12 protein-coding genes are annotated in these 15,237 nt (G+C 44.3%); 2 read left to right on the top strand and 10 right to left on the bottom strand.

The window, feature by feature from the left end; genetic code table 11:
- Nucleotides 1–26: 26 nt before the first annotated feature.
- A complete protein-coding gene (locus OCV65_RS00790; RefSeq protein WP_262580583.1) occupies nt 27–1,271 on the bottom strand; it encodes a D-alanyl-D-alanine carboxypeptidase family protein in 1,245 nt (414 codons plus the stop codon).
- Nucleotides 1,272–1,442: 171 nt separating this feature from the next.
- Here OCV65_RS00790 and OCV65_RS00785 point away from each other — a divergent pair, with 171 nt between their 5' ends.
- Entirely contained in the window at nt 1,443–2,567 is a 1,125-nt protein-coding gene (locus OCV65_RS00785; protein ID WP_262580582.1) for a DUF4317 domain-containing protein, read from the top strand.
- A gap of 75 nt (nt 2,568–2,642) precedes the next feature.
- Here the strand turns inward: OCV65_RS00785 and OCV65_RS00780 are convergent, their stop codons facing one another.
- Together OCV65_RS00780 and OCV65_RS00775 are read right to left on the bottom strand one after the other, a co-directional pair.
- On the bottom strand, nt 2,643–3,335 hold the full coding sequence (locus OCV65_RS00780) for a pentapeptide repeat-containing protein (RefSeq protein ID WP_330666862.1): 693 nt from the start codon (nt 3,333–3,335) through the stop codon (nt 2,643–2,645).
- 53 nt (nt 3,336–3,388) lie between these two features.
- Nucleotides 3,389–3,931: a prolyl-tRNA synthetase associated domain-containing protein gene (locus OCV65_RS00775; protein WP_118384283.1), complete on the bottom strand. Its 543-nt coding sequence runs from the start codon at nt 3,929–3,931 to the stop codon at nt 3,389–3,391.
- A gap of 78 nt (nt 3,932–4,009) precedes the next feature.
- On the opposite strand from OCV65_RS00775, the gene OCV65_RS00770 reads away from it, so the two are divergent.
- Nucleotides 4,010–4,573 carry a Maf family protein gene (locus OCV65_RS00770; protein ID WP_118384284.1) on the top strand — a complete coding sequence of 188 codons (564 nt, stop codon included), beginning with the start codon at nt 4,010–4,012 and terminating at the stop codon, nt 4,571–4,573.
- Nucleotides 4,574–4,611: 38 nt separating this feature from the next.
- Here OCV65_RS00770 and OCV65_RS00765 read toward each other — a convergent pair whose 3' ends face one another.
- The 7 genes from OCV65_RS00765 to glgA form a co-directional block, all read right to left on the bottom strand.
- A complete protein-coding gene (locus OCV65_RS00765) occupies nt 4,612–5,853 on the bottom strand; it encodes an aspartate aminotransferase family protein (protein ID WP_262580580.1) in 1,242 nt (413 codons plus the stop codon).
- Nucleotides 5,854–6,107: 254 nt separating this feature from the next.
- Nucleotides 6,108–6,284: a 30S ribosomal protein S21 gene (gene rpsU, locus OCV65_RS00760; RefSeq protein WP_004054229.1), complete on the bottom strand. Its 177-nt coding sequence runs from the start codon at nt 6,282–6,284 to the stop codon at nt 6,108–6,110.
- 152 nt (nt 6,285–6,436) lie between these two features.
- Nucleotides 6,437–9,076: an alanine--tRNA ligase gene (gene alaS, locus OCV65_RS00755; protein ID WP_262580579.1), complete on the bottom strand. Its 2,640-nt coding sequence runs from the start codon at nt 9,074–9,076 to the stop codon at nt 6,437–6,439.
- Nucleotides 9,077–9,141: 65 nt separating this feature from the next.
- Nucleotides 9,142–10,653: a 4Fe-4S dicluster domain-containing protein gene (locus tag OCV65_RS00750; RefSeq protein ID WP_262580578.1), complete on the bottom strand. Its 1,512-nt coding sequence runs from the start codon at nt 10,651–10,653 to the stop codon at nt 9,142–9,144.
- A 41-nt stretch (nt 10,654–10,694) separates the two neighbouring features.
- Nucleotides 10,695–13,100 (bottom strand): homocysteine S-methyltransferase family protein, encoded by a 2,406-nt coding sequence (locus tag OCV65_RS00745; RefSeq protein WP_262580577.1) that lies wholly within the window; start codon nt 13,098–13,100, stop codon nt 10,695–10,697.
- Nucleotides 13,101–13,748, bottom strand: coding sequence for a vitamin B12 dependent-methionine synthase activation domain-containing protein (locus OCV65_RS00740; RefSeq protein ID WP_262580576.1), 648 nt, complete (start codon nt 13,746–13,748; stop codon nt 13,101–13,103).
- Between the two features lie 18 nt (nt 13,749–13,766).
- Nucleotides 13,767–15,203, bottom strand: a complete 1,437-nt coding sequence (gene glgA, locus OCV65_RS00735; RefSeq protein WP_118451836.1) for a glycogen synthase GlgA — start codon at nt 15,201–15,203, stop codon at nt 13,767–13,769.
- Nucleotides 15,204–15,237: the final 34 nt, after the last annotated feature.

Raw genomic sequence — 15,237 nt, 5'->3', positions numbered from 1 at the left:
TGTTTATTACAGATACTTTCAGCTTATCATTGATGTTTTGCATTTTCAAGGAAAAACCGATCCATGGTCCGTTCCAGTGCATCGGTATACCGCATACGTCCCACATTTTCTGACGCTACAAGCTTCTGCCTGCCAATCTCCTTGCCGTTCAGATAGTAGACCATCTCTCCTGCCGGATCACCTTTTCCAACCGGTGCCCGAAGTCCTTTCCTGACTTCCACCTTCCGGCGTATCTGACTCAGATCTGCTCCTGTGGTATCCACGTAATGGAACTTCCCAGCCATATGTGCGGACACTTCTTCCTGTATACCCCCTGTCACTGGAACTTCCGCCACATTTTTTACCGCATCATCCACGTAAAAAGTACATTTCCCAAATCCATAATCCAGAAGCTTTACAGCATCCTGAAAGCGGTCTTTGGAATTGTCCGCCCCCATGATCACTGCAATCAATTCCACACCATCTTTTTCAGCCGTAGCCGACACGCAGAATCCCGCATTGCTTGTAGATCCTGTCTTAAGTCCGGTTGCATAAGCATACTGTCTGATCAGCTTGTTGGTATTTGTAAGCCCGAATTCTGATGTCCCTTTTCTGGTCACATGTGTGATTGTATCCATCCATATCATGGAATACTCATGAATCTTCGGATAATGAATGATCAGTTCTCTTGACATCAGTGCAATGTCTCTGGCTGTCGTCTCATGTCCATCTGTGTCCAGACCATTACAATTTACAAAATGCGTATTCACCATACCAAGTCCCTCAGCCCGCTGATTCATCTGCTCCACAAATGCTTCCTCACTGCCACTGATATACTCAGCCATGGCAACACAAGCGTCATTCGCACTTGCCACGGCAATGCATTTAATCAACGTATCTACCGTCTGTGTCTCACCCGGCTCCAAAAACACCTGTGATCCCCCCATGGACGCCGCATACTCCGACGTCTGCACGTCATCCTCTAATGTAATCTTCCCTTCCTCCAGTGCATCAAAGATCAACAGTAACGTCATAACTTTCGTCACACTTGCAGGAGCACGTCTGGTATCCGCATCTTTCTCCCAGATCACATTACCACCAGCAGCTTCCATTAATATCGCAGAGGGAGAAGTAATCTCCGGTCCGGATGTCTGCTGTTCTTCTGCTGTATCCTCCTCTGTGTTCTCTCTCTGTGGTTCTTCTGCCTGTAAGGTCAGTACATTTGCCGGATACATCAGAACTCCCGGCAATAGTAATAATATAGTTAGTGGATAAATCAGAATCTTACGCATTATATACCACACCCTGAGTATTTATTACTATTGTAAGCCGCAAATGTCATAAATAGAACTTGTGATTTATTCACTCATATCTTAATCCAGATTATTTGCACTCTTCTCTTCTTTTGTGCTAAAATAGATTTTACTTTGTGCCGTACTCTGCGGCGGAATGGAGAGATCAATATGAATAAGAAAGAAATACTTGAAATACGCAAACAGTTTTCCCCGGAGAACTGTGCGATCACCCGCATCTGCGGCTGTTATGTAGATGGTGACAAGGAGAAAAAAATGGAATTTAAAGAAGCGTTCCTGTCACTTCCGGAAGAAGAATCCTTCAAATACTTTGACATTTTCAAAAAGACCCTGTCCGGCACGATTGGCAAGAACCTGATCCACATGGAATTTCCCCTGGAGCAGGAGCTTGCAGGCGGTACACAGGAGTCTCTGCTTCGCCTGAAAGAAAGTAAATTACAAGATGATATTCTGTTGGAAGAATTCTATGATAAGGTCATTGAATTCTATGATTTTGGCGAACATTATCTGATCCTGCTGATCCATGCGGTATATGATATCCCTGGCAAGTCTACTGACGGCATGGAAATGTTTGACGCTTCCGATGAGGTCTATGAGCACATTCTCTGCTGCATCTGTCCGGTAGCCATGTCTAAGCCTGGACTCTGCTACAACGCCGTCAATAATAGTATCGAGGACCGTGTCCGCGACTGGGTAGTGGGCATGCCTGCCAATGCATTCCTCTTCCCGGCGTTTAATGACCGCAGCACCGACCTGCATCACCTGATGTTCTATTCTAAGAAGCCTGAAGAACTGCAGGATTACTTTGTGGCAAATGTCTTAGGCTGCAGCGAAGCCATAAGTGCCGGCACGCAGAAAGAATCTTTCCAGGATATTCTCGTCAGCACCTTAAAGGATGACTGTGATTATTCGGTTGTCCGCACAATTCACGAAAATCTGAATGAGATGATCGAGGAGACCAAGGATGCACCGGAACCGCTGACTCTTGGCAAGCAGGAAGTCAAACGCCTCTTCACCGCCAGCGGCGTACCGGAAGAAAAGATGGAAAGCTTTGACAAAGATTACGATGAAACCATCGGCAGACAGACCACCCTGCTTGCATCGAACATTGCCGAAACCCGCAAGTTCAGCGTCAAAACACCTGAGATTGTGGTAAATGTCAACCCGGATCGTGCTGATCTGGTGGATATTCAGGTCATTGACGGCAGAAAATGTCTGGTCATTCCAATCGATGAAGAGGTCGAAGTCAACGGTATCGCTGTAAATGCAAAATAATGGATCTCACATAATAAATGAGCCAGAACTTTCAGGTGATTTTTGATATACATCTTGAAAGCTCTGGCTTTTCTTTTAATATTTCATTGCTTCTTCCCTGTTCATCCAGAAATGAATTCCTGTAGTAGAATCGAACCACCGATCTTCGTTAAAATCTTTCACCTCTACCCACTGACCTTTACGATAGACAAAATTCTCATCTACCAAAGACCACGCTTCATCAAATTCTTCCGTTTCATCAAAGCTTTTGATCGTAAGCACTTTCGCCTTATTACACCGGCAAGCCGGATACGTAGATGAAGTGCGTTTGGCGTCCGCCGGAACCAGCAATTGCACAATCCGGTCATATACACATTTTTTGTATGCAACAAATGCTCCTGTCTCCGGACATCGCAGACGATACCACTTGGTATTCTCATCTGACTTAACATCTGTCAGAATTGCATTCTCCAATACTGCTGCATACAGATTTGCGCCACAGATATTGCAACCTGTCATATCACACCCACGCATACAGGCTCCCCACATCTCAGCATTTTGAAAATTAACACTACGTAACGAGCATCCGTCCAACTGTGCATTCTTCACACTGGACTCTGACAGATCTGCTCCATCTAACTTGACATTGCAGAACATGCATACCTCAAAGTCTATATTGTGAAGATCTCTGTCTGACAGATCCATATCATCAAATTCCAGATCTCTAAGTTCCAGTTTCTCATTATCTTTGCGTTCATTTAGTATTTGTTCCAGTTCTTCATACTCCATTTTCCGCACAAAACCACATCCCTTACCATATCCCCAAATCTATATTATGTAGTCTACAAATCTACAATTCTCGGTCTGTGATGTGTGTACGGAAGAAACTTCTTAATCAGATCCTGTGTCCGAATCTTCAGATGTGTCGTATTAATCCCGGTATTGCATACAAAATACTCTGATTCTGCTACTTCTTTATCCAGGATTAACTGCACATAGTCATCTTCATCATTCAGCAAACCTACAACACTAGCTGATCCTGGTCTTGTACCAAGATGCTCCCACATAAGTTCCGGTGAAGCAAATGACATATGCGACACTCCCAGTTTTTTACTAAAGGCTGATGTATCAAATGCTTTTTCCTCCGGCATAACTAGCAAAAAGAAGCTCGTCTTTTTCTGGTTGCATAAGAAAACATCTTTTCTTACCGGTGAACCAAATACTTCACCAATCCCTCTGCACTCTTCCATAGATGCGGCCGGATCATTATCCACCCTTTCAAATGGGATTCCCAGCTTTTGAAACACCTGATACACTTTCTGTTCAAGAGAAGCTCTTTCTTTCACATTTTCCGGAACTGTAGTTACGATTTCGCTGATGTACATTGGTATTCCCTCCTGTTCATTTTTCCGTTATAATACAATTATAATTCAACAGAATCCAAAAGAAAAGAGGTTATCAACATGAACTATATCCTTGCCTCGGCATCCCCAAGACGCCGGGAACTCCTTGCAAAATGCGGCATTTACTTTGATATTATTCCATCTGGGATTGAAGAAAAAATCACAGGCGAAGCACCACCCGATATCGTTATGGAGCTTGCCCGCCAGAAGGCAATGGATGTCTGGAAAAATCATGCCAAGAATGGCGATGTAGTGATCGGCGCAGATACCATCGTTGTATACCGCGACGAAATTCTCGGTAAGCCCGAGGATGAAGAAGAAGCTCTGAATATGCTGTCGATGTTAGCTGACCGCACCCATCAGGTATATACTGGCGTTGCCATCATTCATGGCACTTCTATGAAGACTTTTTGTGAGCGTACAGATGTCACATTTTACCCGGTAGACCGCCAGGATCTGCTTCGCTATATCGCTTCCGGTGATCCAATGGACAAAGCCGGCGCTTATGGTATTCAGGGAGATTTTGCTATCCATGTAAAAGAAATACACGGCGACTACAATAATGTAGTCGGACTTCCTGTAGCAAGACTTTATCAGGAACTTAAAAAGGATATGCTGGTTTAATACCCGGCATATCCTTTATATTAGGAGTTTGTTTTATGCTATGCAGCTTTTGTTAATTTCTGATACTTTTCTACTGCTTCGTTAATAGATTCTTCCATGATTCCCATCAGTTTATCTACATCTTCTTTTGTAGCAATAAGCGGTGGAATCATACGGTTTACACTTGAACCGATTGCTGTAATCAGCGCATGGCGTCTCATGCAACCCCATTTTACTTCCAGAGCGATCGGCAGATCATATTCGCATCCTACCAGAAGTCCGCGTCCTCTTGCTTCTTTTACATGAGGAAGTTTTGCCATCTGCTCTACCATATACTCTCCGACAACCTTTGCATTGCCGCTCAGATCTTTGTCAAGAATCTCTGAGATAGATGCCAGTGCAGCTGCACATGCTACCGGATGTCCGCCATATGTAGAACCATGTGTTCCTGAGCCAAATGCCTCTGCGATTTCTTTTGTTGTACAGCATGCTGCGATCGGCATTCCGCCTCCCATAGCCTTTGCCATAGATACGATATCAGGCTTTACTCCGTATCCCATATATGCCATTGGTGCTCCGGTACGTCCCCATCCGGTCTGTACCTCATCAAACATCAGCACGATGTCCTTCTCATCGCACAGCTTGCGAAGACCTTCGATAAATTCCTGTGTTGCAGGATGTACACCACCCTCGCCCTGTACAGGCTCAATCATAATGCCGATGGTATTTGGTGTTACCTTAGAAGCGAAATCTTCCAGGTTATTATATTCTGCATAGGAGAATCCAGGAAGCATTGGTCCAAAATCTTTCTGGATTGCTGAATCAGGCTGTCCTGTTGCTGCTACAGCTCCCATTGTTCTTCCATGGAATCCTTCTTTTGCTGTGATGATCTCATATCTTTTTGGTCCAAATTTCTCAATGCCGTATTTACGGACCATCTTGATCATACATTCATTTGCTTCTGTACCAGAGTTCTGATAAAAGATCTTATCCATTCCGATGGTATCGCAGATCTTCTTAGCAAGTAATGCCTGTGGTACTGTATATGGATAGTTAAAGGTATGCATGATATCGTCTACCTGATCCTTGACTGCTGCTACAACCTTTGGATTTCTGTTGCCAGGGCTATTAACTGCTACGCCGCCGTAAAAATCAAGATATGGTGTTCCGTTCTCATCATAAAGGTACATTCCTTCTGCACGCTCTGCAATAAAATCATATCTCGCATAGGTCTCGATCATATATTTGTTGACCATATCTTTCAATTCCTGTGCTGTAAGTCCTGTGTCCTTTAACTTCATGTTAATTCCTCCATTTCATTTCCCAAGTCTGAATAATTATAATTTTATAAAAGAAAAAGGCACCACGCATATATCATGCATGGCGCCTTTGCCTTTCGTTTGATTGCATTATAGACCTCAGTCTAAAATTCGTCAAGTACTTTTTCAAAAAAATTTAAGCGCGTCTTAACGCAAACTCGCTCAAAGTCATATTCCAAGCATCGTTGGATAAAAAAGCAGAGTACCATACGATACTCTGCTTTTATTTGCACATATTAGTTATACTTACGTTTTCTAGCTGCTTCAGATTTCTTTTTACGTCTTACGCTTGGCTTCTCGTAATGCTCTCTTTTACGAATCTCCTGCTGGATTCCAGCCTTTGCGCAGTTTCTTTTGAATCTGCGTAAAGCACTATCTAACGTCTCGTTTTCTTTAACGATTACATTTGACATAGTCTCACACCTAACCTCCCCTCCAGCCGTAAATTGTGCAATATATGACTGTTCGGGTATATTTTTTGCACTACATTAGATTATAGCATATATTTTCGCTTCGTCAATAACTTTCTGGATTTTTCTGCTAAAAGCTTGCCATTCTGTGCAATCTATGCAAGCTGACTCTCCAAAACTGCCTTCGCTTTGCTAAGTGCGTCAGTAATTCCTGCCGGATTCTTACCACCGGCCTGTGCCATATTCGGACGACCACCGCCGCCACCGCCTACTACAGCTGCGACTTCTTTGATCAGCTTGCCTGCATGTGCTCCTTTAGCCATGGCTCCGTCTGTTGCCATAGCTACCAGATTAACCTTACCATTTACATCAGATGCCAGAAGGAGTACACCTTCTCCAAGCTTTTCTTTCAACTGGTCGCCCTGTTCACGCAATTCATTCATATCGACTCCTGAAATATGAGCAGCCAGGAACTTCACGCCATTTACTTCGGCAACCTGATCCATAACATCCCCAAGAGCGTTCTTTGCAAGCTGGCTCTTAGCACTTTCCAGCTCAGACTTCAGTGACTTATTCTCCGCAAGAAGGTGAGTCAGCTTCTCTGCCAACTGATCCGGCGTTGTCTTCAGGATCTTAGCTGCTTCCTCAAGCTTCTTCTCTGTCTCATCATAGTAAGCCAGCAGTCCGTCAGATGTCAGTGCTTCAATACGACGCACGCCTGCTGCTACACCTGTTTCGGAAATGATCTTGAATGCATTGATCACACCTGTATTCTCCACATGAGTACCGCCACAGAATTCGATAGAGAAATCACCCATGCTTACAACACGTACAATATCACCATATTTCTCACCGAACAATGCAGCTGCCCCTGTTTTTCTTGCCTCTTCGATCGGCATATTTTCAACCTTAACCGGAAGATGTGCGCGGATCTGTTCATTGACGATCTGCTCTACTTTCTCCAGTTCTTCTGGTGTCATCGCTGAAAAATGTGTAAAGTCGAAACGCAGTCTGTGCTCATCCACATAAGAACCGGCCTGTTCTACATGGTTGCCAAGCACATTACGCAGTGCTCTCTGTAACAGATGGGTAGCGCTGTGGTTTCTTCCAGACAGTGCTCTCTTCTCTTTGTCAATCTCAAGTGTTACTGTATCACCAACTTTTACCATACCCCTGGCAACATGTCCGACATGAGCGATCTTGCCACCCAGAAGTTTCTTCACATCCTCTACCTGGAATTCAAAATCTGCTGTGCGGATTACACCGGTATCTGCCTGCTGTCCACCGCTGGTAGCGTAAAATGGAGTCTTCTCTACGAAGATTGTTCCCCTGTCACCATCAGACAATGCATCTACAATCTCATCTTCGGTAGTCAGAACCGTTACCGGAGACTCATACTCTGTATGATCATATCCCACAAACTCTGTCGTTACAGATGGATCAATAGATTCGTAAATCGTCACATCTGCTCCCATATAGTTATGCTCACCGAACGTACCTTTGGCAGTCTCACGCTGAGCCTCCATAGCTTTCTTAAAGCCTTCTTCATCAATCTGCATTCCCTTTTCTTCCAGGATCTCCTTGGTCAGATCTACAGGGAATCCATAAGTGTCATACAGACGGAACGCCTCTTCTCCGGCAAGTACTGTCTCGCCCTTCTTTGCCATCTCTGCTTCCATTCCTGCAAGAATAGAAAGCCCCTGATCGATGGTCTTATTGAACTGCTCTTCTTCCTTGGTGATTACCTTGAAGATAAAGTCTTTCTTCTCTTCCAGTTCCGGATATCCATCCTTGGAACCTTCAATAACGGTCTCTGCCAGTTCCACAAGGAATGCTCCTTTGATACCAAGCAGTCTTCCATGGCGACATGCTCTTCTGAGCAATCTTCTAAGAACGTATCCACGTCCGCTGTTGGAAGGCAGAATACCATCTGAAATCATAAATGTTACAGAACGGATATGGTCTGTAATAACACGAATAGACACATCTGTCTGATCATCCTTGCCGTATTCAACACCAGCCATACTACATACATGCTGACGCAGTGCGAATAACGTATCAATATCAAACATAGAATCTACATCCTGCACGATACATGCCAGACGCTCCAGTCCCATACCGGTATCAATGTTCTTCTGCTCTAACTCTGTATAATTACCATGACCGTCATTGTCGAACTGGGTAAATACGTTGTTCCAGATCTCCATGTAACGGTCACATTCACAACCTACCGTACATCCAGGCTTGCCGCAGCCGTATTTCTCACCACGGTCATAATATACCTCTGAACACGGACCGCATGGACCTGAACCGTGCTCCCAGAAGTTATCTTCTTTACCAAAACGGAAGATACGTTCCTCCGGAATACCAATCTGCTTGTTCCAGATCTCAAATGCCTCATCATCCTCTAAATAGATAGATGGATACAGTCTGTCAGCATCCAGACCTACTACTTCTGTCAGGAATTCCCATGTCCAGTGGATTGCTTCATTCTTAAAGTAATCACCAAACGAAAAGTTACCCAGCATCTCGAAAAATGTACCGTGTCGTGCAGTCTTACCTACATTCTCAATATCTCCGGTACGAATACATTTCTGACATGTAGTTACTCTTGTTCTCGGTGGGATCTCCTGTCCTGTAAAATATGGTTTAAGCGGTGCCATACCAGAATTGATAAGAAGTAGACTCTTATCATTATGAGGCACCAGTGAAAAACTCTTCATTGCAAGATGTCCCTTGCTCTCAAAGAACTCCAGAAACATCTTTCTCAGTTCGTTTACTCCGTACTTCTGCATATCGTCCTCCTAAAAAATCGCTAGTCTTAATTATAATCAGCTCTCCGTATTTTGTCAAACAGCAGCTAATCCAATTGTATCTCTACCAGTTCTTTTCCCGGAAGTGCTTTGCTGGAGTTCTTTACAAGACTCTTAACCTCTTTCTGCGCTTTCGGAATCGAAATATTCGTTCCTGCTCCTGCAACACAACCGCCCGGACAGCCCATGCCCTCAATCAGACATCCATTCATACGTCCGGCCTTGGCAAGCATCAGTGCCTTCTTACATTCTGCAAGTCCTTCGGCATGCTCGATGTGTACAGGAACGCCCGGATAGTATTCGTTAATACATTTTTCAATAGCTTCTGCCACACCGCCTGCTACCGCATATCCACGGCCTGCTCCAGTCGCATTGTGCAGGGAAGAATTGCCACCGCATTCTGACGGTACAATCTTCTTCGCATCAAACATTGCCTGCAATTCTTCAAATGTAATAACAAAGTCCACATCACTCCGCACGGTTCTGCGGCTGGCTTCCAGCTTCTTGGCAGCACAAGGTCCGATAAATACCACATGTGCATTCGGATGCTTTTGCTTAATGGTACGTGCGGTTGCTACCATCGGTGTCAGCTCCTGAGATACCTGATCCACCATATCCGGGAACTGTTTTTTTGCAAGCATTGCCCAGGATGGACAGCAAGAAGTCAGCAGGAATGGTAATTCTCCGGTTGCTACTTTCTCTACGTAATGGTGTGCTTCTGCGATCGCACCGATATCTGCTCCGAGCGCCACCTCATAGATTTCCTTGAATCCAAGTTTTTTCAGAGCTTCTTTCATATTTCTCTGTGTTACATTGTCACCAAACTGTCCGATATAAGCCGGTGCCAGTTCTGCAACAATTTCTTCTCCTTCAGACAGTGCACGCGCAAGCTGGAAAATCTGTGACTTGTCAGAAATTGCTCCAAATGGGCAATTTACCATACACATGCCACAGGATACACATTTGTCATTATCAATCTTGGCACGTCCCATCTTATCGGAACCGATTGCCCCTACACCGCATGCCATCGCACATGGGCGCTCTTTTTTAGCAATCGCATCGTACGGACATGCAGATTTACATTTACCACACTTAATACATTTGCTCTGATCAATAAAGGACTTTCCCTTCACAAAGGAAATTGCGCCCTTCGGACAGACTTCCATGCAAGGATGCGCCAGACATCCTTTACACATATTGCTGACCTCGTATCCCTTTGCCTCACATGCTTCACAGGCTGACGGAATCACCTGCATAAGCGGCGGCTCATAATATTTTTCAGAAATATTACTTGCTTCCACGCCGGCAGTCAGATGCACCGGTTTATCCTCCGGTCTGAGCGACAGTCCCATTGCCAGACGCAGACGTTCTCTGACAATAGAACGGGCTCTGTATATGTTCTCTCTGTATCTCGGTGTGTCTTCATTCACCATTTTATATGGAATTGCTTCCATATCATCATTCAGCGTATCCGGATTCACATTGAATCCGAGATTAGCTACCTCTGTAAATACCTGGTGTCTCAATCGTTTAACGGTTGTGTCCAATCCTCTGATCATATTATTGCCTCCTTATTCTCATATGTATATTGATATTATTTTTAACTTTCTCTTCCAAATACTGACTGTGCATAATATACCGACTGCATTGCATCCTTACCGTAGAAATCTGCTCCGATCATATCCGCATACTCCTGATTCAGTACGGCACCTCCTACCATTACTTTGCAGTCCGGCTTCTTTTCTCGAAGTTGTCTGATAGTCTCTTCCATACTGATTACCGTTGTTGTCATCAATGCACTCAATCCGACCAACTTTACGTCTTCCTCGATCGCGGTCTCAACAATCTTCTCCGGCGGTACATCTTTACCAAGATCCAGCACATCGAAACTGTAATTTTCTAACAATACCTTTACAATATTCTTGCCGATATCATGGATATCACCTTTTACGGTCGCAAGGATGACTTTATCCTGCGCTTCCTCCATCACTTCGTCACCGCTCATACTGTCTTTGATCACCGAAAATGCAATCTTTGCAGCATCCGCACTCATCAACAGCTGTGGCAGGAATACGGTACCTTTTTCAAAGCCTTTTCCTACTTTATCAAGTGCCGGGATCAGTTCCTGATTAATAATATCAAGTGGCTTCTGTCCCTCTCCGATCATACGCGCTGTAATCAGGTGTGCCTCTTCCTTTAATCCTTTTTCAATCGCAGAAGACAGGGTAATTTCTGCACTCTGCGATGTTGACTGCGCGGTTGCTTCTGCGGTACGATTACCGTATTTTCCAATGTATGTTTCAAAATTCTCATCATATCCCATCAATGCACAATAAGAATAATAAGATCGCATCATATCCTCAGACGATGGATTTACAATACCTGCACTTAGTCCATTCTGCATTGCCATAGTATAAAAATTAGAATTGACCGCCGGGCGGTAAGGCAGACCAAAGGAAATATTGGACACTCCCAGTACCGTACGAACGCCGCATTTCTCACGGACTAATTTGACTGCATCCAGTGTGATTCTTGCACTGTCAGGATCTGAACTGATTGTCATTGCCAGCACATCAATCACGATATCTTTCTTATCGATACCGTACTTAGCAGCCTCTTTGATAATCTTCCGTGCTACTTCAAGCCTTCCTTCTGCGGTATCCGGAATTCCTGACTCATCGATTGTCAGACCAACTACCACACCGCCGTATTTTTTAATCAGCGGAAATACCTGATCCATAATCTCCTGTTTACCATTCACAGAGTTCACCATCGGCTTGCCATTATAGATGCGCATAGCTGCTTCCATAGCCGTCTCATCTACTGTATCAATCTGCAGTGGCAGGCTCGTTACACTCTGGATCTCACGGATTGCTTCTACCATAACCGCAGGCTCATCGATATCCGGAAGTCCTACATTGACATCCAGAATGTGTGCTCCATTATCCTGCTGCATAATAGCTTCTTTGAGAATATAATCCATATCGTGTTCTTTGAGCGCTGCTTTTAACTTCTTCTTACCGGTCGGATTAATACGTTCTCCGATCACTACCGGCTTATCCCCAATGACTACTGCACCACCATAAGAAGATACGATCGTATCCGTCTTTTTCACCGGCTCATGAATCTGCATATCACGACATCTGTTCACCATTTCTCGGATATGTGCCGGAGTTGTACCGCAGCATCCACCGATGATACAGCCCCCCATATCTACGATCTTTCGCATATATTCTGCAAATTCTTCTGGTTCTACATCATAATATGTCTCCCCATCTTTCTGCTTCGGAAGTCCGGCATTCGGCTTCACTACAACAGGAAGAGATGTATATTTCATTAAATCTTCCAGAATCGGCATCATCTGTTTTGGTCCGAGGCCACAGTTCATGCCAAGCGCATCGACCCGAAGGCCTTCCAACATTGCCACAACTCCCGGCACATCGCCGCCAGTCAGAAGTTTTCCCTTCTCATCGAAAATCATAGTCACAAACACCGGAAGACTTGTATTTTCCCTGGCTGCCAGTATCGCTGCTTTTACCTCATAGGTATCACTCATAGTCTCAATATGAATGAGATCTGCGCCTGCTTCCTCTCCATATCGAGCAGCTTCCGCATACGTCTCATACGCATCTTCAAATGACAGGTCCCCCATTGGCTTCAGGAGCTTTCCGGTAGGTCCCATATCCATTGCAACATAAACTTCTCTATGTTCCTCAGCTGTTATTTTGTCTGCAACTTTTCTAGCATTTGTAATGGCCGCTGTAATGATCTCTTTCAATCCGTATCTGTCATCGTGAAACTTTAATGCATTGGCTCCAAAAGTATTGGCAAGTACAATGTCACTTCCCGCTTTGTAATATTCTCTGTGTATCTCCATCACTTCTTCTGCATGTTCCAGATTCCATACCTCAGGAAGCTCTCCCGGCTGTAATCCTTTTTCCTGAAGAAGTGTTCCCATACCGCCGTCAAAGAACAGCAGCTCTTTTCCTAATCTGTCTCTTAACATCTATGTCTCCCTTCGATATGCACAATCTGTCTTCCTGCACGCCTCACATCCATGCACAGGACATCGTTCTTTTGTCCTGCTGATACCGGCAACCGCTGTCACAGATTTGGTAGGATTCAACATCCCGCCATTCGTCAGTGTCAGACCGATACTTTTCTCTGCATTCAACATACGCAGGATCATCTCCTGATGGCTGATACTGAAATCACCATACCCCGGACTGAATCTCGGCCGGAGATACTGTTTTTCGGCTTCAAGCTTTGCTGCTGTCTCTTTCTGCCAGGTATCCAGGTATTCTTCCAGCATTGCTGCCGCAGATGCCTGTATCACCACCGCTCTCGACATATCTGTAAGCGAATAACGTCTAAGCAGCTGATCAATGCCGATTCCGAGGGTTGCTCCCAACACAAACGCTTCCTTACAGCCACGCAGATTCTTTGATAAATTTCTGCTTGTTATATGTAATTTGCCGATATCCAGGCTTTCGTTTTCTGTCACATTCACGTCAAAAATGCGATAGATGATGCGTTTGTCTGCTACTCTGTCCAGTTCTTCAAATGAATCTCTGATCAGTTCCAGCGTCTGTCCATCTACCGCATGATTGCCATATCCCAAGTAACGAACTGCCTCTTTCGTTCTTGTATCCATTTCCTTCTCCCGTTACTCCTATAAGCTGTCGTATAACTCCTCATACTGTCTGGCGGAATTGTTCCATGAGAAATCTTTCTTCATCGCTCTTTCAACGATCTTATTCCAATCTCTCTTCTTATCGTAATAAATCTTCTCTGCATAACGAACTGCAGCCATCATCTCATGCGCATTATAATTAGCAAAGCTGAAGCCAGTACCTGTCTTCTCATACTCATTGTACGGCTCTACCGTATCCTTCAGTCCCCCGGTCTCACGGACGATTGGAAGTGTACCATAACGCAGGCTCATAAGCTGGCTCAGTCCACAAGGTTCAAACAGTGACGGCATCAGGAATGCATCACAGCTTGCATAGATCTTATGTGACATCGGATCAGAATAGTATATATTTGCTGATACCTTATCCGGATACTTCCAGGCAAAGTAACGAAACATATTCTCATACTGTTCTTCGCCTGTACCAAGTACCACAATCTGGATGGCATCCTGACACAGCTCATCCATCACGTAAGCCACAAGATCCAGTCCCTTTTGGTCTGTCAGTCGGGATACGATACCGATCATCATTGCCTTCGGATCAACTTTTAATCCCAGTTCTTTCTGCAGCGCAGTCTTATTCTTAACCTTCTTCTTACGGAAATCTTCCACAGAGAAGTTATAATCGATACGCTCATCCTCGGCCGGATCCCAGTCATTATAGTCAAGTCCGTTCACGATACCTGTCAGACAGTTCGATCTTGCATTCATCAATCCATCTAACTTTTCTCCATAAAACGGAGTCTTAATTTCTTCTGCGTAAGTCTTACTTACTGTGGTTACTCTGTCTGCATATACGATACCGCCTTTCAGGTAATTGGCGTCCTTATAAGCTTCCAGCTTGTCCGGTGCAAAATAATAATCCGGAAGTCCTGTAATCTCACGAATCCGCTTGGTATCCCAGGTTCCCTGAAACTTCAGGTTATGTATGGTCATAATTGTATGTATACCGCGGAAGAACTCATTGCCAAAGCGGAAATTATCCAGATATACAGGTACAAGTCCTGTCTGCCAGTCATGACAGTGAATGATATCCGGTCGGTAATCGATCAATGGCAATGTACTGAGCACAGCCTTTGAGAAAAATGCAAATTTCTCAACATCTCCAAATATATCTCCATATGGTGTGAATCCACCAAAGTATCCCTCATTATCAATAAAATAAAATGTAATGCCATCGTGAACTAGCTTCAATACGCCTACATATGTAGAGTCACATTTCCAATCCATATAAAAATGAGTCACATATTCCATCTTGTTGCGCCATTCTTCCTTGATACACAGATACTTTGGAAGCATCACGCGGACATCATACTCTTTTTTATTAAAATACTTTGGCAATGAACCTGCAACGTCAGCCAGCCCTCCGGTTTTGACAAACGGTACTGCTTCGGAAGTTGCAAATAGTATTTTCTTCATATCTCATTCCTCCATCTGAACAAACATTCCTTCT

Origin of the sequence: Dorea ammoniilytica (assembly GCF_025567415.1) — a bacterium.
Classification (GTDB): domain Bacteria; phylum Bacillota; class Clostridia; order Lachnospirales; family Lachnospiraceae; genus Claveliimonas; species Claveliimonas ammoniilytica.
Note: the sequence above shows the minus strand (reverse complement) of the source record. Positions and strands in the feature narration are given on the sequence as shown.

Bases quoted from the DNA above. Each gene is read 5' to 3' on its own strand.
- OCV65_RS00790 (WP_262580583.1), bottom strand. From the start codon at position 1,271: ATGCGTAAGATTCTGATTTATCCACTAACTATATTATTACTATTGCCG.
- OCV65_RS00785 (WP_262580582.1), top strand. From the start codon at position 1,443: ATGAATAAGAAAGAAATACTTGAAATACGCAAACAGTTTTCCCCGGAG.
- OCV65_RS00780 (WP_330666862.1), bottom strand. From the start codon at position 3,335: ATGGAGTATGAAGAACTGGAACAAATACTAAATGAACGCAAAGATAAT.
- OCV65_RS00775 (WP_118384283.1), bottom strand. From the start codon at position 3,931: ATGTACATCAGCGAAATCGTAACTACAGTTCCGGAAAATGTGAAAGAA.
- OCV65_RS00770 (WP_118384284.1), top strand. From the start codon at position 4,010: ATGAACTATATCCTTGCCTCGGCATCCCCAAGACGCCGGGAACTCCTT.
- OCV65_RS00765 (WP_262580580.1), bottom strand. From the start codon at position 5,853: ATGAAGTTAAAGGACACAGGACTTACAGCACAGGAATTGAAAGATATG.
- rpsU (WP_004054229.1), bottom strand. From the start codon at position 6,284: ATGTCAAATGTAATCGTTAAAGAAAACGAGACGTTAGATAGTGCTTTA.
- alaS (WP_262580579.1), bottom strand. From the start codon at position 9,076: ATGCAGAAGTACGGAGTAAACGAACTGAGAAAGATGTTTCTGGAGTTC.
- OCV65_RS00750 (WP_262580578.1), bottom strand. From the start codon at position 10,653: ATGATCAGAGGATTGGACACAACCGTTAAACGATTGAGACACCAGGTA.
- OCV65_RS00745 (WP_262580577.1), bottom strand. From the start codon at position 13,100: ATGTTAAGAGACAGATTAGGAAAAGAGCTGCTGTTCTTTGACGGCGGT.
- OCV65_RS00740 (WP_262580576.1), bottom strand. From the start codon at position 13,748: ATGGATACAAGAACGAAAGAGGCAGTTCGTTACTTGGGATATGGCAAT.
- glgA (WP_118451836.1), bottom strand. From the start codon at position 15,203: ATGAAGAAAATACTATTTGCAACTTCCGAAGCAGTACCGTTTGTCAAA.